An 18,346-nucleotide genomic window follows, 5' to 3' on the forward strand; every position below is an offset into this window, starting at 1 on the left:
AACATGTTTGAACGCATCATTCGCCTCGCCATCGAGCATCGCTGGCTGGTTTTGCTGGCCGTGCTCGGCATGGCCGGCCTGGGCATCTACAACTACCAGCGCCTGCCGATCGACGCCGTGCCCGACATCACCAACGTCCAGGTGCAGATCAATACGGCTGCACCCGGCTATTCGCCGCTGGAAGTCGAGCAGCGGGTGACCTTTCCGGTCGAGACCGTGATGGCCGGGCTGCCGCATCTGGAGCAGACCCGTTCGCTGTCGCGTTACGGCCTGTCGCAGGTCACGGTGATTTTCAAGGATGGAACGGACATCTATTTTGCCCGCCAGCTGGTCAATCAGCGGATCCAGGAAGCCAAGGAAAAACTCCCCGAGGGCATCGCGCCGGCCATGGGGCCCATCTCGACGGGGCTGGGCGAGATCTATCTCTGGACGGTGGAAGCGGAGGAGGGCGCCAGGAAACCGGATGGCACCGCCTATACGCCGACGGATCTTCGCGAAATCCAGGACTGGATCATCAAGCCGCAACTGCGCAACGTGACGGGCGTCACCGAAATCAACTCGATCGGCGGCTTCGCCAAGGAGTATCAGGTGGCGCCCAGCCCGGAAAAGCTGGCTTCCTACGGGATGACGCTGCAGGACGTGGTGCTCGCCATTGACCGCAACAACAGCAACGTCGGCGCCGGCTACATCGAAAAGCGCGGCGAGCAGTATCTGATCCGCGCGCCGGGCCAGGTCCGCAGCATGGAGGATATTCGCAATGTGATCCTCGGCAACGTCCAGGGCGTGCCGATCCGTATCCGCGATGTGGCCGAGGTCGGTATCGGTCGCGAGCTGCGCACCGGCGCCGCCACCGACAACGGGCGCGAAGTCGTCCTTGGCACCGTGTTCATGTTGATCGGCGAGAACAGTCGCACCGTCTCCCGGGCGGTCGACAAGAAGATGGCCGACATCAACCGCAACCTGCCGGAAGGGGTCAAGGCGGTGACCGTCTACGACCGCACCGTCCTGGTGGACAAGGCGATCAATACCGTCAAGAAGAACCTCCTGGAGGGGGCGGTTCTGGTCATCGTCATTCTGTTCCTGTTCCTCGGCAATATCCGCGCCGCGGTGATCACCGCCATGGTGATCCCGCTCTCCATGCTGTTCACCTTTTCGGGGATGGTGAGCTACCAGATCAGCGCCAACCTGATGAGCCTCGGCGCACTCGACTTCGGGATCATCATCGATGGCGCGGTCGTCATCGTCGAGAACTGTGTTCGCCGCTTGGCCCATGCCCAGGCGAACCATGGACGGCCGTTGACCCGGAGCGAGCGCTTCCACGAAGTCTTTGCCGCGTCGAAAGAGGCTCGCCGGGCGCTGCTCTTCGGTCAGCTGATCATCATGATCGTCTATCTGCCGATCTTCGCGCTCACCGGCGTCGAAGGAAAAATGTTCCACCCCATGGCTTTCACCGTGGTCACCGCGCTCGTCGGCGCCATGATCCTCTCCGTCACCTTCATTCCCGCCGCCGTCGCACTGTTCATCGGCACCCGGGTGAACGAAAAGGAAAATGTCCTGATGCGGGCCGCCAAGCGCTGGTATGAGCCGACGCTGGCCTACGTCATGGCCAACAAGCCGGTGGTGCTGGTGTTCACGACGGTCATGGTCCTGCTTTCCGGCTTGCTCGCTACCCGCTTGGGGAGCGAATTCGTCCCGAGCCTGAACGAGGGCGATTTCGCGATTCAGGCGCTGCGTATTCCCGGCACGAGCCTGTCGCAGTCGGTGGCCATGCAGCAGGTTCTGGAGAATCGCCTCAAGGCCGAGTACCCGGAAATCGAGCGGATTTTTGCGCGAACCGGTACGGCCGAAATCGCCTCCGATCCGATGCCGCCCAACATTTCGGATGGCTACATCATGCTGAAGCCCGAGGCGGAATGGCCCGAACCGCGCAAGTCCCGGGACGAACTGCTGGCCGCCATCCAGAAGACCGTCGGCAAGCTGCCGGGCAATTCCTACGAGTTTTCCCAGCCGATCCAGTTGCGCTTCAACGAGCTGATCTCCGGAGTGCGCAGCGATGTCGCCATCAAGATATTCGGCGACGACATGGATGTCATGAACGATACGGCCGGCAGGATTTCGGCCGTGCTGGAAAAGATCCCGGGCGCTTCCGAGGTCAAGGTCGAGCAGACGACGGGCCTGCCCATGCTGACCGTGAATATCGACCGGGAGAAAACGGCGCGTTACGGACTCAATGTCGGCGACGTCCAGGAGACGATCTCGACGGCGATTGGCGGTCGCGAAGCCGGAACCATGTTCGAGGGCGACCGGCGCTTCGATATCGTCGTGCGTTTGCCGGATACGCTGCGCTCCGATCTCGAATCCTTGAAACGTCTGCCGATTGCCCTGCCGAAGGGGGGCGTCGCTGGAAACGGGGGAGAGGCGCGCACGGCCTATATTCCCCTGAGTGAAGTCGCCAGTCTCGACATTGCGCCGGGGCCGAATCAGGTCAGCCGGGAAAACGGCAAGCGGCGTGTCGTGGTGAGCGCGAACGTGCGGGGACGCGATATCGGCTCCTTCGTCGGCGAAGCGCAGGTCCGTCTGGCCGAGGTCAAGATTCCGAGCGGCTACTGGACGGCCTGGGGAGGGACTTTCGAGCAGCTGGAATCGGCCTCGAAACGTCTCACCATCGTGGTGCCCGTGGCCTTGCTGCTGGTGTTCACGCTGCTGTTCGTGATGTTCGGGAACGCGAAGGACGGGCTGCTGGTATTTACCGGCATTCCCTTCGCGCTGACGGGCGGCGTTGTAGCGCTCTGGTTGAGGGATATTCCGCTCTCGATCTCGGCCGGCATCGGTTTTATCGCCCTGTCGGGCGTGGCCGTGCTGAACGGCCTGGTGATGATTTCCTTCATCCGCAATTTGCGTGAAGAAGGGCGCTCCCTGGATGAAGCGATCCACGAAGGAGCGCTGACGCGACTGCGTCCCGTGCTGATGACAGCATTGGTCGCCTCGCTCGGCTTCGTGCCGATGGCGATCGCCACCGGTACGGGGGCGGAAGTCCAGCGCCCGCTGGCCACTGTGGTGATTGGCGGCATCCTGTCGTCGACGGCACTGACGCTGCTCGTGTTGCCGTTGCTGTATCGCCTTGCGCACCGCAAGGATGCCGATGCGGCAACGCTCTTGCCTCCGACGGAGAAACCGGCCGGGCCGGGTGTCTCCTCCCATTCATGAGCGGGGCCCGGTTTTGTCCGTATTGCAGCAAGGTGCAACCGTCTTGGGGTTTATGCCAGCCATGCGTATCGAGTCCCTGTTCCACAGCCACCTTGAGCTCCGGTTCCTCATGCTGACCCTGGCGCTGATACTGACCTTCCTGGTGCTTTTCGGATGGGTTTGCTGGTGGGAAGACCGCCGCGGCAAGGCGCCCAAGTATTCGAAGAAGCTTCGGCGGCGCCTCCAATGGGGGAAGCGGAAGTTGAAGCGAAACCCCAATGATCCGGGGCGGAACGCATGAGTGCGTGCCGTCTCGATCTTCCCCGCGTTTGTCTTGCGGAAGCAGGCGCCGGGGACGTCAGGCGGAAGGTTGCACGAAGGTCGGCAGCCTATCCGTGCATGACGAAGAAGCCGATTTCCGTTAGCCGATAGATCAACCGACATGGAGTCCACATGAAACATTCCACCGTCCTCTCCGCCTTGCTTCTTGCTTTCCTCATCAATCCCGCATCCGCCGCGGAAGACCACAAAGGCCATGCCCATGCCGAGAAACCGGCCCAGGCCCACGCGCATGATGCGAAGCCCCGGCAGGGGGGCGTCGTTTCGGTCGTCAAGGACATCAACTACGAGCTGGTGGCGAGGCCCGATTCGCTCACGCTCTACGTGACCGATCACGAGCAGCCTGTCGATACCCGGAATGCCTCGGCGACCATCACGCTGTTGTCCGCCTCGGGCAGGACCGAGGCCAAGCTGCTGCCTGCGGGCGGTAACCTGTTGCGAGCCTCGGGCGCGTTCACTATCCAGGCCGGCACCAAGGCTGTCGCCCTGGTCAGGCTGGGTGGAAAGTCCAGCCACGAAGTCCGGTTCGTGCTGAATTAGGTCGCGGCCGGGCAAACGCCTTTCCGTTCCGGGGGGCTGCCATCAAACCGTAACCCGCCCGTAACCAACCGGTCACGGGCGGGTCGTATCTTGGTGCGATGCCCAAGGTCAGATCCGTCTTTCTTTCCGACATCCACCTCGGCACGCGGGCGTGCCAGGCGGAGCGTCTTCTCGAGTTCCTCCGCGAGCATCCCGCCGAACGGACTTACCTGATCGGCGACATCATCGACTTCTGGGCGATGAGTCGCAGCATCTGCTGGTCGCAGGCGCAGAACACGGTGGTCCAGAAGCTGCTGCGCCGGGCGCGGCATGGCGAGCGGGTGGTGTTCATTCCCGGCAACCACGACGAGGCGCTGCGCGAGTATTGCGGCATCGTCTTCGGCGATGTCGAGGTGGTCGACGAAATCGTCCATGAGACGGTCGACGGCCGTCGCTTCCTGCTCATCCACGGCGACCAGTTCGATCAGGTGACGTGTCATCACCGTTGGGTGGCCATCCTGGGCGACAAGGCCTACGACCTGCTGGTGCGTACCAATCACTGGCTGTCGTGGGGGCGCCGCAAGCTGGGTATTCCCGGCTACTGGTCGCTGGCCGGCTACGCCAAGCGCAAGGTGAAGACGGCGCTCAATTTCATTTTCGATTTCGAGGAATCGGCCATCCACCACGCCCGGGAACGGGGGCTGGACGGCGTGATCTGCGGCCATATCCACTGGGCCACGATCCGCGACATCGGCGGCCTGACCTATGTGAATTGTGGCGACTGGGTCGATTCCTGCACGGCCATCGTCGAGCATCCCGATGGCCGCCTGGAACTGGTGCGCTGGGGGGAGCCGGCTGCACCGGCCCTGCCGGTCGCGCCGGTCGATGTTCCGCTGGCGGCCCGGATCGAAGAAACACAGGAGGCGTGACATGCGTGTGCTGATGGTTTCCGATGTCTATTTCCCGCGCGTCAATGGCGTCTCGACCTCGATCGAGACCTTCCGGCGCTCGCTGCTGGCGCAGGGCGTCGGCGTGAAGCTGGTCGTACCCCGCTACGGCGACGAAGCCGAGGAGCAGGGGATTGTCCGGGTTGCCGGGCGTCCGGTTCCCGGCGATCCGGAGGACCGCCTGGTCGGCTGGCGTGCCATGCACCGCGCCGTCCTGGCCGAAGCGGCGGATTGCGACCTGATCCATGTCCAGACGCCGTTCGTCGCGCATTATGCCGGGCTGAAGGCCGGCGGGGCGCTCGGTTTGCCGGTCGTGGCAACCTATCACACGCTGTTCGAGGAGTATCTGCAGCACTATGCCCCTTTCCTGCCGGCCGACTGGTTGCGCGGCCTGGCGCGCCGCGTATCGCGCCGGCAGTGCAACGCGCTTGACGCGGTGGTCGTGCCGTCGACGGCCATGCGCGAGCGTCTCGAATCCTATGGTGTGACTTCGCCGCTCCACGTGCTGCCCACCGGCATTCCGCTGGCCCAGTTCGCCGGCGGCAACGGCCTGGATTTCCGCCGTCGCCACGGGATACCCGAAGACCGTCCGCTGGCCTTGTTCGTCGGCCGGGTGGCGCATGAAAAGAATATCGGCTTCCTGCTCGAAGCCATGGTGCATGCGCGGAAGCTGCGCCCGGACCTGTTGCTGATGATCGCCGGCGAGGGACCGGCGATGGGCGATCTGCAGAAACAGGCGGCGACCCTGGATTTGACCGGATCGGTGCGCTTCGTCGGCTATCTCGACCGCCGCCAGGGGCTGCCCGACTGCTATGCGGCCGCCGACGTGTTCGTCTTTGCGTCGCGCACCGAAACACAGGGCCTGGTCCTGCTCGAAGCCATGGCAGCAGGTCTGCCGGTCATCGCGCTCTCGGAGATGGGGACGACGGATATCCTGGCGCCGGGACGCGGCGCCTTTTCACCGCCTTGCGACAGCGAGGCATTTGGTGAAATGCTGGGCCATTTCATCGATCACCCTGCGGCCTGGCGCCATCTCGGCGACGAAGCGCCGATCTACGCGCAGGAATGGAGCGATGCGGCGATGGCCTGGCGCCTTGCCCAGCTGTACCGGCAGGTCGCCGGGAAGCCGGGCGCGGCATCGCCGCAGACGGTCACTGCCTGAGATCGCGTCTGGCCCGCTCGATGGCCGACGCGGCGGGTCGCTCAGAACTCGGCGTGCAGGCGCACTGAATAGATGTTGGCCGGGCCGCGGTCGGCGTTGTAGGCCGGATTCCCGATGTGCTGGTAGTTGGCGGTCAGCCACAGGCCGGCCAGGGCCTTCCAGCTGTAGTAGGTTTCAAAGATATGTTCGGGGCCGTAAGCCAGCTTGCCGTCGCCGATGAAGAAGGAGAGGCCGCCCTGGGCGAGATAGTCGCGGCGTTCGCTGGAAATGGTGTTGCGCATCCAGGCGATGCCGACGGTATCGTCGGGCCGGTTCCAGCGCCCGCCCTTGAGCGACAGGCCGGTCGAGAAGGAGCCGTCGGCCTCGGTGAAGGCATAGGTTTCGGTGCGTCCGTCGGCATGCATGGCGCGCAGGAACCAGCCGAGATCGTCGGCGACTTCCTGCTCGAGGTTGATGCCGAAGCCGTATTTGATACGTTCGCCGTTGCGCACATGGTTGATGGCCTGCACGTCGACGCCGGAGTTGGCGGCAAGCCAGTCGCTTGCCTCGGTGTAGGCGGCGAGCTTGGCGCGGTTGCGGAAGGCGAGCAGGCGGACCTTGCCTGGCCGCTCGGCGATCTTGTGGGCGTGTTCGATTTCGATCTGGTCGCCGTAGTGGCGCAGGATGCGGAAATCGACCTCGGTACCGTTCGGCAACTTGGGGCCGGTCATGCGCCCGAAGCGCAGCACCCAGTCGCCCTGGTACCACTCAGCGGCAAAACCCCAGCCGAAGCCGCGCGCGTCGGCGGCATAGTCGTAGGCGGTGTGCGCCATGTTGCTCCAGTTCATGAACTGGGTGCGCGGGTCCTTGGCGTAGGCGTTGTCGTCGAAGATGTCGAGGGCCGAGAAATTGCCGACCGTGAGCACGAAGCGATCCTTCGCGACGCGCCCCGCCATTTGGTTGAATTCGGATTCCTGGTATTCGGTTTCATCGCCCAGGCCCCAGGTCTGGCGCAGGAACAGGCGCTGGCGGTAGGCCTTGATGCTGTTGCCGGAGACGCGCGTCGCCTCACCGTTGGAAAAGCCGCCCAGGCCGACCAGACCGGACATCGGGTCACCCTGGCCGGCCTCGACGTTGAGGTAGGCCTCGGCACCTTTCCACAGTCGGGCGCCGAGATAGGCGGTGGACGTGAAGGTGTAACTGCTGTCGCCATCGCCGTTCAGACTGTTCTTGTCGCCGTAGGTGGAGCGGAAGTTCTTCAGTTTCTGCCCGATATACGTGGCCTGGCCCTTGAGCTGCCAGTCTTCGTGGACTTCTTCGGCGGCTTGAACGGTCGTTGCGATGCTCAGGGTGAGCACGAGGGCGGGATGGAGGCGCATGGCAGGGCGACAAATGGCAAACGGCGGATTATAGGGGGGGAACGTGACAGCCGGGTGACGAATTCTGTCATCGGGATGTCGCGATGGCTGGCTACGCTCCCTGCCAACCGGGAGCCATCATGCACACTTCGAATCTGCTCGATATCGCCTTTGTCACCGAAACTTTTCCCCCTGAAATCAACGGCGTCGCAATGACGGTCGGCCGGCTGGTCGGCGGCCTGCGCGAACGCGGGCACCGCGTGCGCGTGATCCGTCCCCGGCAAGGTCAGATTGACGCCGGCAGCGAAGAGGAACTGGCCTTGCCGGGCCTTCCCCTGCCGGGCTATGCCGGCCTGCGTTTCGGATTGCCGGCCGGTAGGCGTTTGCATCGCGAATGGAAAAAGCGCCGGCCGGATCTGGTGCATGTGGTCACCGAGGGGCCGCTCGGCTGGTCGGCCGTCAACGTGGCGCGCCGCATCGGTATTCCGGTGACTTCCGGCTTTCATACCAATTTCGACCGCTACAGCGTGCACTACGGACTGGGCTGGATGCGGCCGGCCGTTGCCGCTTATTTGCGCAGCCTGCATCGGCGCACATTGGCGACGATGGTGCCGACGGCGGCGCTGGCTGCCGATCTGGCCGGCGAAGGTTTGAACGGCGTGCGGGTTGTCGGCCGCGGCGTCGATACCCAGCTCTTCGACCCGCAGCGGCGTGATATGGTCTTGCGCGCCAGCTGGGGTGCCGCCCCCGATATGCCGGTTTGCCTCTACGTCGGCCGGCTGGCGCCGGAAAAGAACTTGAAGCTGGTCGAGCAGGCGTTCGCGGCCATCCGCCAGCGGCACGCACGGGCCATGATGGTGTGGGTTGGCGATGGTCCCTCGGCTCGGCAGCTCGCGATCGATCATCCGGACCATCATTTCGCCGGCATGCGTACCGGAACCGATCTGGCCGCCCATTACGCCAGCGCCGATCTCTTCCTGTTCCCCAGCCTGACCGAAACCTACGGCAATGTCGTGCCCGAGGCGATGGCCAGCGGCTTGCCGGTTCTCGCCTATCGCAGCGCCGCGGCCGCCGAACTGATTGTCGATGGCGACAATGGGCGGCTGGCGCCTCCCGGCGATGGCGAAGCCTACATCCGCATTGCCGGCGAGATGGCTGTGGCCGCAGGGGAGTGGTCGCGCATGGGTGCTGCCGCCCGGGAGTCGATGCGCGCGCATCGCTGGTCGTCCGTTGTCGAACGCTTCGAGGCGGTGGTGCGCGAAGCCATGCTCTAGTTTCCGTCGCGACCCGCGCCGTTTATCCGGGAAATCTCGACGATCTCGTTCCGGTCGGCGGTCAGGATGCGTTCGACCCGGTCCTGCCAGAGCGTGCGGAAGAGATGGCTTTCCTCCGCACTGGCGGTGCCGAGGATGACGTTCGGCAGCAGTTCGCCCAGGCGCGGGTCACCAGCCACCTTGTGCAGGCGTGCCACGCTATCCACCGCGGCACCGGTGTCGCGCCGGGTGAGGCGGATGCCGGAGACCTCCCGGAGTCCGAAGGAAAGCAGGTTGCGCCGACCGTATTGGCCGCCGAGTCCCTTGAAGCCGCCGGCAGCGGCGGCGCCCGTGAGCAGCGTCGCAACGCTGGCGATGACCCCGGCAACGCCTTCGTCGACGGCTTCGGGCAAGGCCACGGCAATGTCGCCGCGAACCGGTGTCGCGTCGCCGTACAGGGCCTCCAGCCCGCAGGCCACGGCCAGCCAGGCACCGGCTACCGTCGGACAGGCGTGGCCGGCCAGCTTGACGGCATCGGCAAAGCTGTAGTCGATCAAGCCATCCTCCGCGGCCCCGAGTACTTCCGCGAGCGGGTCGTACAGGGTGATGACGGGGAGGCGGGCGATATAGTCGGGCAGGTTCATGGCGGTCTCCTTTGGCCGGCATTGTTCTGCACCGCCGGAAATACCGCCTTGATGTGGATTGCCCGGGGCGATTACGCGCGCTGGATCAGTTCGATCTTGTAACCGTCCGGGTCTTCGACGAACGCAATGACCGTGCTGCCGTGCTTCATCGGCCCCGCTTCGCGCACGACCTTGCCGCCGCGCGCCTTGATTTCGGCGCAGGCGCCCGCCGCATCGGGGACGGCCAGGGCGATGTGGCCGTAGCCATTGCCCAGTTCGTAGTGCGGCGTATCCCAGTTGTGGGTCAGTTCAAGGACGGCTTCCTTGTCCTCGCTGCCATAGCCGACGAAGGCCAGCGTGAAGCGGCCTTCGGGATAGTCGCTGCGGCGCAGCAGCTGCATGCCGAGGATTTCGGTGTAGAAGGCGATCGACTTGTCGAGATCGCCGACGCGAATCATGGTGTGGAGGATGCGCATACGGGTTCCTTTACAGACGGGGGATGATCAGGGCTTGCTGGCGCAGGGCAAGGCGCAGGGCGCGCCAGTCCGGGCAGAGTTGTTCGACGACAGACCAGAAACGCGGGCTGTGGTTCATTTCCTTGAGGTGGGCGAGCTCGTGGCAGACGACGTAATCGACGACCGGTAGCGGCATGTGGATCAGGCGCCAGTTGAGCGAAATGCCGCCATGGTGGCTGCAGCTGCCCCAGCGCGTACGGGCCGACGACAGGCGCAGCGGCGGCACCGGCACGCCCAGCCGGGGCGCATGCACGGCAAGCCGCTCGGTAAAGATGGTTCGTGCCTTGTCGCGCAGCGCCTTTTCCAGCAGCTGCGCGGGCGGCAGATTGGCGCCGGGATGCAGGTAGATGGTGGTGGGGCCGAATTGCCAGCGGGCGCGGCCGATCGGGGTGAGGACGATGCGCCATGGCTCGCCGAGAAGCGGCATGGTGGTGCCGTCGGCAATCGGCGGCGCTTCGGGCGGTGTGCGTTCGCGCCAGGCGGCCAGCTTGTCGAGCACCCACTGGCCATGTTGGCGGATCAGGCTTTCGATATCGCCGAGCCGGGCGCGCGGCGGGGCGCCGACACGCAGGCCACGGTGGTCGATGGACAGGCCGATGGTTCGCCGTGCGCTGCGCCGCAGTTGGTAGGCGACCGTCTGGTCGCCGATGACAACGCTGCGCGCAGTTTCAGGTGCGGCTGGCGGCATCCGGGTAGCGATGCGGGGAGATGCGGTGCATTTCGCCTTCGATCCAGGCTTCGGCCTTTTCATTGACCTCCGCCTCGGTCATGCCGGTGGCGTCGAAGGCAGGGCCGATACTGATGGTGACGGTGCCCGGCTTCTTCAGGAAAGCCTGGCGCGGCCACAACTCGCCGGCATCGTGGGCGATGGGCACGACCTTGCAGCCGACACGGGTGGCCAGATAGGCGCCGCCCGGCTTGTAGCGCTTCTTCTGGCCTGGCGCCACGCGCGTGCCTTCGGGGAAGAGAATGACGTAGAAGCCCTGCTTGAGACGCTCGCGGCCCTGGCTGACAACCTGATCGAGCGCATCCTTGCCGGCGGCACGGTCGATCGAGATCATCTTCATGGCGGCCAGGCCCCAGCCGACGAACGGCACCTTGAGCAGTTCCTTCTTCAGCACGAAGACACAGTAGGCGCCGGCCGGCACGCAATCCTGCAAGGTCATTGTCTCCCACGCGGACTGGTGCTTGGAGAGGATGACGCAGGGCTCGGCCGGCATGTTTTCGCGGCCGATGACTTTCGGGCGGATGCCGAGGATGTTCTCGACGCCGAACTGGGTGCCGAGGCGCCACAGCTTGCCAAAGCGATAGGCCCAGATGCCGCGCAGAAGCGGTCCGGCGATGACCACCAGGGGAGCGGTCAGCACCGACCAGACGATGGCGTAGGCCATGAACAGGGTCGAGCGGATGGCGTTCATTTCTTGGCCTTGGCAAGGATGTGATCGACCGCCGCGGCGAGGTCGGCGAATTCCAGCGTGCCATCCGGCAGGCCGCCGTCGGCCTTGGTCTTCTCGCCCTTGCCCGACATCACCAGCATGGGCTGGCAGCCGAGCGCGACGCAGGCCTGCAGGTCGCGCAGCGAGTCGCCGATGGCCGGAACCCCGGTCAGGTCGATATTGAGCGTTTCCGAAATGCGTTTGAACATGCCCGGCTTGGGTTTGCGGCATTCGCACTTCGAGTCCGCCGCATGCGGGCAGTAGAAGATGGCATCGATCTGGCCGCCGACGGCGACCACCGCCTTGTGCATCTTTTTGTGGATGCTGTTCAGGGTATCCATGTCGAACAGGCCGCGCCCGACGCCGGACTGGTTGGTCGCGACAACCACGCGGTAGCCGTTCTGCTTCAGCCTGGCGATGGCTTCCAGGCTGCCCGGGATGGGCTTCCATTCTTCCGGGCTCTTGATGAACTGGGCGGAATCGAAATTGATCACGCCGTCGCGGTCGAGAATGACGAGCTTGGTGGGCATGGCGACCTCCCCGGGTTAGGCGGACAGCTTCGACAAGTCGGCGATCTGGTTCATCGCCGCATGCAGCTTGGCGAGTAGGCCGAGGCGGTTGGCACGCAGGGCCGGATCGTCGGCATTGACCATCACCCCGTCGAAGAAGGCGTCGACCGGGCTGCGCAGCGCGGCGAGCGCGGTCAGCGATTCGGTGTAGTCGCCGGTGACGAAGGCGGCATCGGCCTGCGGCACGACCTCGACCAGCGCGTCATGCAGGGTGACTTCGGCTGCTTCCTGGAGCAGGGCGTTGTCGACGACCGCTTGCGGCCACAGATCGAGCTTCTTCAGGATGTTGCCGACCCGCTTGTTGGCGGCGGCCAGCGCAGCGGCTTCCGGCAGCGTCGAGAAGGCGCGAACGGCGGCCAGGCGCTTGGGGATGTCGCCCAGACGCTGTGGGCGCTGCGACAGGACAGCATCGACTTCCTGGGCGGTGTAGCCCTGGTCGCGCAGGTTGCCGGCCAGACGGTCGTAGATGAAGTCGGCCAGGGCGTTGATGTTGAGCTGGAAGCCCTCGATCCCGTTGAAACGGGCGAAGGTGGCGTCCAGCAGTTGATGCAGCGGCAGGTCGAGATCGCCTTCCGCCAGCATGCGGATGACGCCCAGCGCATGGCGGCGCAGCGCAAACGGGTCCCTATCGCCGGTCGGGATCTGGCCAATGCCGAACATGCCGACCAGGGTTTCCAGCTTGTCGGCCAGAGCGACGACGGTGCCGACGCGGCCGCGCGGCAGGCTGTCGCCGGCGAAGCGCGGCTTGTAGTGGTCCTCGATGGCATCGGCCACGTCGGCGTTCAGGCCGTCGTGCTGGGCGTAGTAGCGGCCCATGATGCCCTGCAGTTCGGGGAATTCGCCGACCATGTCGGTCAGCAGGTCGGCCTTGGACAGCACGGCGGCCTGTTCGGCCTGCTGCGTCAGCGCGCCGCCGCCGAGGTGCTCGGCAATGGCGCGGGCAATCGCGGCGACGCGCTGCATGCGCTCGCCCTGGGTGCCCAGCTTGTTGTGATAGACGACCTTGGCCAGGCCGGCGACGCGGGATTCCAGCGACTTCTTGCGGTCCTGGTCGAAAAAGAACTTGGCGTCGGCCAGGCGCGGACGGACGACGCGCTCGTTGCCGCCGATCACGGCGGAAGCGTCGTCCGGGCTGATGTTGCTGACGACGAGGAACTTGTTGGTCAGCTTGCCGGCGGCGTCGAGCAGCGGGAAGTACTTCTGGTTCGCCTTCATGGTCAGGATCAGGCATTCCTGCGGCACGGCCAGGAATTCGGCTTCGAACTGGCCGATCAGCACGTTCGGGCGCTCGACCAGCGCGGTGACTTCATCGAGCAGCGCCTCGTCCTCGATCGGCTTGCCGCCGGCCTTGGCTGCTGCGGCTTCGAGCTGGTGCACGATCTCGGCGCGGCGCTCGGCGAAGGAGGCAATGACCGAACCATCCTTGAGCAGGGTGGCGGCGTAGCTGTCGGCATCGGCGATCACGACCGGATCGACGGCCGCTTCAAAACGGTGTCCCTTGGTGGCGCGACCGGAGTCCATGCCAAGTACGGACACCGGCACCACGTCGGTACCGTGCAGCGTAACGAGCGCATGCGCCGGGCGCACGAAATTGACGGTGCTCCAGCCATCGGCCAGCTGGTAGGTCATGACCTTGGGGATGGGCAGCGCGGCCAGTGCGGCCTCGACGGCCTTCTGCAGGCCTTCGGCCAATGTGGCGCCTTTGGCTTCGCTGTCGTACCAAAGCACCTCGGCCTTGCCGTCGTTTTCACGGCGCAGGCTGGCGACGGCGGAAGCGTCGGCGCCGAGGGCACCCAGTTTCTTGAGCAGTGCTGGCGTCGCGTTGCCGTTGGCGTCAAGGCCGACGGCGACCGGCATGAGCTTTTGCTTGACCTGCGCATTCGGGGCGACCGCTTCGACGTTGGTGATATGCGCGGCGAGGCGGCGCGGCGAAGCGTAAGGGGTGACGGTGCTGTCGCCCAGCAACAGGCGGGAGGCGGCAAGGGAGTTGGCCAGCGCGGCGGAAAAGGCTTCGCCCAGCTTTTTCAGCGCCTTGGGCGGCAGTTCTTCAACGAACAGTTCGACGAGGAGGTTCTTGGCGGTCATGATCAGGCTGCTTTCTTGGCGTTCTGTTCTTCGAGCTTGGCCAGCACTTCGGCGGCCCATTCCTTCGGCGCCATCGGGAAGCCGAGGCGGGCGCGGGAGTCGAGGTAGGCTTGCGCCACGGCACGGGCCAGATTGCGGATGCGGCCGATGTAGGCAGCGCGCTCGGTCACCGAGATGGCGCCGCGGGCGTCGAGCAGGTTGAAGGTGTGGGCGGCCTTGAGCACCTGTTCGTAGGCGGGCAGCGCCAGCTGGGCGCCCATCAGGTGCTGGGCCTGCTTTTCGTGCGCGCCGAAGGCGTGGAACAGGAAATCCACGTCGGAGTGCTCGAAGTTGTAGGTCGATTGCTCGACTTCGTTCTGGTGATAGACATCACCGTAGGTCAGGCCGTCGGTCCACACGAGGTCGTACACGTTCTCGACACCCTGCAGGTACATGGCGAGGCGTTCGATGCCGTAGGTGATTTCGCCGGTGATCGGCTTGCAGTCGATGCCGCCGACCTGCTGGAAGTAGGTGAATTGGGTGACTTCCATGCCGTTCATCCAGACTTCCCAGCCCAGGCCCCAGGCGCCCAGCGTCGGGTTTTCCCAGTCGTCCTCGACGAAACGCACGTCGTTCTTCTTCAGGTCGAAACCGAGAGCCTCCAGCGAACCGAGGTAGAGCTCGAGGATGTTGTCCGGCGCCGGCTTGAGCACGACCTGGTACTGGTAGTAGTGCTGCATGCGGTTCGGGTTCTCGCCGTAGCGGCCATCCTTGGGGCGGCGCGAGGGCTGCACGTAGGCAGCCTTCCAGGGTTCCGGGCCGATGGCGCGCAGGAAGGTCGCGGTGTGGCTGGTGCCGGCGCCGACTTCCATGTCGTACGGCTGGAGCAGGGCGCAGCCCTTGTCGCCCCAGTATTGCTGGAGACGCAGGATGATCTCTTGGAACGTGGGTTTCTTGCTGGTGGTCATGGGACGCACTCGGTCTTGATTCGAAACCCTCGATTTTACTTGCTTTTCCCGGCTATGTTCAGGGCTTCGCCCGCGCTTGCAAAATAGTGAACGACGTTCAATAATTAACGACGTTATGAAATTGTGGCGATGGCGATCGTCGTCGCACCGATGTTCAGGAAAGGAGTCGTCAGCATGGCGAAGCAGGTCAACACGAGCGTCGATCTTCCGGCCGAAGCCGGCCGTCGCGAACGCAAGCGCTTGCAGCAACTCGATCATCTGGCCGATACCGCGTGGGCATTGTTCGAGATCGAGGGCTTCGAGGCGGTGACCATGGAGCGCATCGCGACGGCGGCCGATGTCTCCAAGGTCACGCTGTACCGGCACTTCCCGGTCAAGGAGGCCTTGCTGCGCCATGTCTTTCACGGTGAATTGCGCGAGGCCTGGGCGGCCATCCAGCCGGAACTGGCGCAGGCGGCAGCCGGGCGGGCGCGACTGGCGCGCTTTCTCGAACTGCAGGCGGCGTGGTGCGAGAGCCGACGAAATTTTTTGCTGCCCTACGTCCGTTATCGCCTGGCCGATCATCGTCTGCCCGCCGACGGGCGCGAACGCAGCGGCATGGACCTGATCTTCGCCGAGCTGATCGCGCAGGGCCAGGCGGTAGGCGACTTCCGCGCCGATCTGCCGGCCTCCGTGCTGGCGATGCACTTCCAATTCGCCCACCTGGCCACCCTGTTGCGCTGCCTGAGCGACGAACGGCTATCGTTGGCCGCCGAGTTCGTCACCATGCTCGATCTGGTCTGCAACGGCTTGGGAGGGCGGCGATGATCAGCGAATATGCCTTGGTTTCGGCTGGCGAAACATCGCTGACTACGCCGGAACAGGTCGGCGGGAAGGGTTGGCGACTCGGGCAATTAAGGCGCTACGGCCTGCCGGTGCCCGATTTCTTCGTCATTCCCGCCGCGTGGAGCCGGCAGCGGAACGATGGCGTGGCGCCTGCCTTGCTCCAGCAATTGCAGGACGAACTGGCTGCCCGCGGCTGGCAGCAAACGGCGCTTGCCGTACGGTCGTCGGCTGTCGGTGAGGATGCGGCAAATGCCTCCTTTGCCGGGATCTATCGTTCCTGCCTGAATGTGACCGGCGCATCGGCGCTGGTCCACGCGGTGGCCGACGTATGGAGCTCTCTCGATACGCCGACGGCCGCCGCCTATCGTCAGCGTTTGCAGATTCAAGGCGAGCCGGTGATGGCGGTGGTCGTCATGCCGCTGCTCGCTGCCCAGGCGTCGGGCATCGGCTTCACCTGCGACCCGATCAGCGGCCGTGACGACCGTATCGTCGTCCATGCCCACTGGGGGCTCGGTGAAACGCTGGTTGGCGGCGAAGCGGCCGGCGACGAGTATGTGTTTGCCGAAGATTCGACCGATACCTGGCGCCTGATCGAATCCCGCTCGGGCAGCAAGGCGGCGATGTCCGTCCCGGCACCCGGAGGCGGCACGCAGCGGCTCGCGGTTCCTGCTGAACGGGCGGCGGCCCGGGTACTGGAGAATGTGCGGGCCGAATTACTGGCGGCGTTGCTGCGCGATGCGGCGTTGGCCTGCGATTTCGTCGAGCCTTTCTACGACCTCGAATGGGTGTGGGATGGCGGGCAATTCTGGCTGACCCAGGCGCGGCCCGTGACCCGGCGGCCGCACTATACCTACCCCAGCTTGCGCCAGCAGCCGGCGATCTGGACGCGTGGCAATACCTGCGAAGTGGTGCCCGAGCCCTTGCAGGCGATGGACTGGAATTTCTCTCGCCGCGGCTGCAACGACCTGCTCGAGCAGGGCTGGAAGCTGGCCGGCTACCCGCTGTTGCCCGGCGTGCAGCGTGCCGGGCTGTTCGACGGCAGGCTCTACCTCGAAGCATCGATCATGCAGTGGGAGGCCTGGGACGGCATCGGCCTGCCGCCCGAGCGTATCAATGCCCTGATGGGCGGCCACCAGCCGGTCATCGCCACGGCACTGCCGACCTGGCGCCAGCGCTTGGCGAGGGGCGCCAACACGCTGCGCTACCTACGCCATGCCCCGGCCATGGGGCGCCGCGGCGATGCAGAGGTGGCCGAGGCGCTGGCCGTTGCCCGCGAGTTGCGCAATGCACCCTTGCCGGAAAGCAATGCCGATATCACGGCATTGCTTCATCGCCTGCTCCGGCCGGCCCGCGAATTTGTCGGCATGTTCTTCCTGCAAGGCTCGGGCGGCAGCAGTTTGAGCTTGCTGCTCGATACGCTGGAGCGGGCCTTCCCCGGCGAGAGTGCGGCCATCGGCTCGGCGCTGCTGGCCGGCGGCGAGCCGAGCGTGACGGCGCAGCAGGGGTACGCGCTGCTCGAACTGGCCCGCCTGTCCAAGTCGGTGGCGCCCGGAAAGTCGTGGCTGGACGATCCGTGCTTTGCCGGGGCTTTTGCGGCCTTCCTGGATCAATACGGGCATCGCGGTCACTACGAAACCTATCTGCGCAGCCCGCGTTGGCATGAGCAGCCCGAGCGCCTGCTCGAACAGCTGCCGGCCTTGGCCGAGGTCGATGCTCAGGCGATGCGCACCCGGCAGCAAGCCGCGGCCGCAGCGGCGTGGGAGCGCATCCGTCGTGAGTTGCCGTTCTGGTACCGGCCCCTGCTGCGCGCCCAGGTCAAGGCTGCGAATCGCGACAGCAATCGGCGCGAGGCGGCGCGCAGCGCGATCGTTTCGTTGCTGTCGGCCGGCCGGCGTCTGTGGCTGCTGATTGGTGAGCGGCTGGTCGGCGAGAAGGCGCTCGACCGGCCCGGCGATATCTTTCATCTGATGCCCGGCGAGGTAGAGCGCTATGCTCTGGGCAGCCTGCCCCTGGCCGGGCTGCGCGCCCGTGTGGCGGATCGCGGGGCGCTGTTTGACCGTTGGCAGGCGACCGAGCCGCGCGAATGGCTGGCGCTGGTGCCGCACGGACAAACGGCGCAGGTGCCGCAAGCGATGGAGGCGCGATCGGTGAGACCGGGCGACGGGCGAGTGTTCCGTGGCGTCGCCACCGGCACCGGCGTGGTACGGGGCAGGGTCCGCCGCCTGCGCCATCCGTCCGAAGGGCTGGCCCTGCAGCCCGGCGAGATTCTCGTCGCGCCATCCACCGATCCCGGCTGGACGCCCTTGTTCCTCAAGGCTGGCGGACTGGTCGTCGAAACCGGTGGCTACCTGTCGCACGGCGCCATCGTTGCGCGCGAATTCGGGTTGCCGGCGGTGGTTAACCTGCCGGGCATTCTGGCGATACTCGAAGACGGTGACGAGGTTGAAGTGAACGGCTTGCAGGGAACGGTAAGCCGACTGTCGTGTTGTCGCGACGCAACATCCAATTCGTTAGATGAAAGGGGTTTGGTTGACCTAGATCAACTAAATCAATAAACTGGGTTGATGTTGCGGTGCAACATCGGCTACGCGGCGCCTGTTTTC

Annotated in this window: 15 protein-coding genes; 7 read left to right on the forward strand and 8 right to left on the reverse strand. The window is 65.2% G+C overall.

Annotated elements, in window-relative coordinates; translation table 11 throughout:
* Nucleotides 1–3: 3 nt before the first annotated feature.
* From F1002_RS00690 to F1002_RS00705, 4 genes are all read left to right on the forward strand, one after another.
* Nucleotides 4–3,207 carry a CusA/CzcA family heavy metal efflux RND transporter gene (locus F1002_RS00690; RefSeq protein ID WP_150427114.1) on the forward strand — a complete coding sequence of 1,068 codons (3,204 nt, stop codon included), beginning with the start codon at nucleotides 4–6 and terminating at the stop codon, nucleotides 3,205–3,207.
* Between the two features lie 432 nt (nucleotides 3,208–3,639).
* Complete coding sequence (locus F1002_RS00695; protein ID WP_223879405.1) at nucleotides 3,640–4,065, forward strand: hypothetical protein; 426 nt, start codon at nucleotides 3,640–3,642, stop codon at nucleotides 4,063–4,065.
* 98 nt (nucleotides 4,066–4,163) lie between these two features.
* Nucleotides 4,164–4,973 (forward strand): UDP-2,3-diacylglucosamine diphosphatase, encoded by an 810-nt coding sequence (locus F1002_RS00700; RefSeq protein WP_223879406.1) that lies wholly within the window; start codon nucleotides 4,164–4,166, stop codon nucleotides 4,971–4,973.
* Nucleotide 4,974: 1 nt separating this feature from the next.
* Complete coding sequence (locus tag F1002_RS00705) at nucleotides 4,975–6,153, forward strand: glycosyltransferase (protein WP_150427115.1); 1,179 nt, start codon at nucleotides 4,975–4,977, stop codon at nucleotides 6,151–6,153.
* A gap of 41 nt (nucleotides 6,154–6,194) precedes the next feature.
* Here the strand turns inward: F1002_RS00705 and F1002_RS00710 are convergent, their stop codons facing one another.
* Entirely contained in the window at nucleotides 6,195–7,511 is a 1,317-nt protein-coding gene (locus tag F1002_RS00710; RefSeq protein ID WP_150427116.1) for a carbohydrate porin, read from the reverse strand.
* Nucleotides 7,512–7,630: 119 nt separating this feature from the next.
* On the opposite strand from F1002_RS00710, the gene F1002_RS00715 reads away from it, so the two are divergent.
* Complete coding sequence (locus F1002_RS00715) at nucleotides 7,631–8,764, forward strand: glycosyltransferase family 1 protein (RefSeq protein WP_150427117.1); 1,134 nt, start codon at nucleotides 7,631–7,633, stop codon at nucleotides 8,762–8,764.
* Here the strand turns inward: F1002_RS00715 and F1002_RS00720 are convergent.
* The 7 genes from F1002_RS00720 to glyQ form a co-directional block, all read right to left on the reverse strand.
* A complete protein-coding gene (locus F1002_RS00720; RefSeq protein WP_150427118.1) occupies nucleotides 8,761–9,387 on the reverse strand; it encodes a hypothetical protein in 627 nt (208 codons plus the stop codon). The genes F1002_RS00715 and F1002_RS00720 overlap by 4 nt on opposite strands.
* Nucleotides 9,388–9,458: 71 nt before the next feature.
* Nucleotides 9,459–9,842, reverse strand: a complete 384-nt coding sequence (gene gloA / locus F1002_RS00725) for a lactoylglutathione lyase (protein WP_150427119.1) — start codon at nucleotides 9,840–9,842, stop codon at nucleotides 9,459–9,461.
* Between the two features lie 10 nt (nucleotides 9,843–9,852).
* Complete coding sequence (locus tag F1002_RS00730; RefSeq protein WP_150427120.1) at nucleotides 9,853–10,569, reverse strand: M48 family metallopeptidase; 717 nt, start codon at nucleotides 10,567–10,569, stop codon at nucleotides 9,853–9,855.
* Nucleotides 10,550–11,299, reverse strand: a complete 750-nt coding sequence (locus F1002_RS00735; protein WP_150427121.1) for a 1-acyl-sn-glycerol-3-phosphate acyltransferase — start codon at nucleotides 11,297–11,299, stop codon at nucleotides 10,550–10,552. Before F1002_RS00735 ends, F1002_RS00730 begins: the two co-directional genes overlap by 20 nt.
* Complete coding sequence (gene gmhB, locus F1002_RS00740; protein ID WP_150427122.1) at nucleotides 11,296–11,847, reverse strand: D-glycero-beta-D-manno-heptose 1,7-bisphosphate 7-phosphatase; 552 nt, start codon at nucleotides 11,845–11,847, stop codon at nucleotides 11,296–11,298. The genes F1002_RS00735 and gmhB overlap by 4 nt, the downstream gene beginning before the upstream one ends.
* Before the next feature lie 15 nt (nucleotides 11,848–11,862).
* Entirely contained in the window at nucleotides 11,863–13,971 is a 2,109-nt protein-coding gene (glyS, locus tag F1002_RS00745) for a glycine--tRNA ligase subunit beta (protein ID WP_150427123.1), read from the reverse strand.
* Nucleotides 13,972–13,973: 2 nt separating this feature from the next.
* A complete protein-coding gene (gene glyQ / locus F1002_RS00750; RefSeq protein ID WP_150427124.1) occupies nucleotides 13,974–14,918 on the reverse strand; it encodes a glycine--tRNA ligase subunit alpha in 945 nt (314 codons plus the stop codon).
* Nucleotides 14,919–15,047: 129 nt separating this feature from the next.
* Here glyQ and F1002_RS00755 point away from each other — a divergent pair, with 129 nt between their 5' ends.
* A complete protein-coding gene (locus tag F1002_RS00755; RefSeq protein ID WP_223879407.1) occupies nucleotides 15,048–15,725 on the forward strand; it encodes a TetR/AcrR family transcriptional regulator in 678 nt (225 codons plus the stop codon).
* Nucleotides 15,722–18,298 (forward strand): PEP/pyruvate-binding domain-containing protein, encoded by a 2,577-nt coding sequence (locus F1002_RS00760; RefSeq protein ID WP_150427125.1) that lies wholly within the window; start codon nucleotides 15,722–15,724, stop codon nucleotides 18,296–18,298. The genes F1002_RS00755 and F1002_RS00760 overlap by 4 nt, the downstream gene beginning before the upstream one ends.
* Nucleotides 18,299–18,346 lie beyond the last annotated feature (48 nt).

It is taken from the genome of Dechloromonas sp. CZR5 (assembly GCF_008711155.1).
Taxonomy (GTDB): Bacteria; Pseudomonadota; Gammaproteobacteria; order Burkholderiales; family Rhodocyclaceae; genus Azonexus.

Excerpts from the sequence above, each read along its gene's own strand:
- F1002_RS00690 (WP_150427114.1), top strand. The coding sequence starts at position 4 with ATGTTTGAACGCATCATTCGCCTCGCCATCGAGCATCGCTGGCTGGTT.
- F1002_RS00695 (WP_223879405.1), top strand. The coding sequence starts at position 3,640 with ATGAAACATTCCACCGTCCTCTCCGCCTTGCTTCTTGCTTTCCTCATC.
- F1002_RS00700 (WP_223879406.1), top strand. The coding sequence starts at position 4,164 with ATGCCCAAGGTCAGATCCGTCTTTCTTTCCGACATCCACCTCGGCACG.
- F1002_RS00705 (WP_150427115.1), top strand. The coding sequence starts at position 4,975 with ATGCGTGTGCTGATGGTTTCCGATGTCTATTTCCCGCGCGTCAATGGC.
- F1002_RS00710 (WP_150427116.1), bottom strand. The coding sequence starts at position 7,511 with ATGCGCCTCCATCCCGCCCTCGTGCTCACCCTGAGCATCGCAACGACC.
- F1002_RS00715 (WP_150427117.1), top strand. The coding sequence starts at position 7,631 with ATGCACACTTCGAATCTGCTCGATATCGCCTTTGTCACCGAAACTTTT.
- F1002_RS00720 (WP_150427118.1), bottom strand. The coding sequence starts at position 9,387 with ATGAACCTGCCCGACTATATCGCCCGCCTCCCCGTCATCACCCTGTAC.
- gloA (WP_150427119.1), bottom strand. The coding sequence starts at position 9,842 with ATGCGCATCCTCCACACCATGATTCGCGTCGGCGATCTCGACAAGTCG.
- F1002_RS00730 (WP_150427120.1), bottom strand. The coding sequence starts at position 10,569 with ATGCCGCCAGCCGCACCTGAAACTGCGCGCAGCGTTGTCATCGGCGAC.
- F1002_RS00735 (WP_150427121.1), bottom strand. The coding sequence starts at position 11,299 with ATGAACGCCATCCGCTCGACCCTGTTCATGGCCTACGCCATCGTCTGG.
- gmhB (WP_150427122.1), bottom strand. The coding sequence starts at position 11,847 with ATGCCCACCAAGCTCGTCATTCTCGACCGCGACGGCGTGATCAATTTC.
- glyS (WP_150427123.1), bottom strand. The coding sequence starts at position 13,971 with ATGACCGCCAAGAACCTCCTCGTCGAACTGTTCGTTGAAGAACTGCCG.
- glyQ (WP_150427124.1), bottom strand. The coding sequence starts at position 14,918 with ATGACCACCAGCAAGAAACCCACGTTCCAAGAGATCATCCTGCGTCTC.
- F1002_RS00755 (WP_223879407.1), top strand. The coding sequence starts at position 15,048 with ATGGCGATCGTCGTCGCACCGATGTTCAGGAAAGGAGTCGTCAGCATG.
- F1002_RS00760 (WP_150427125.1), top strand. The coding sequence starts at position 15,722 with ATGATCAGCGAATATGCCTTGGTTTCGGCTGGCGAAACATCGCTGACT.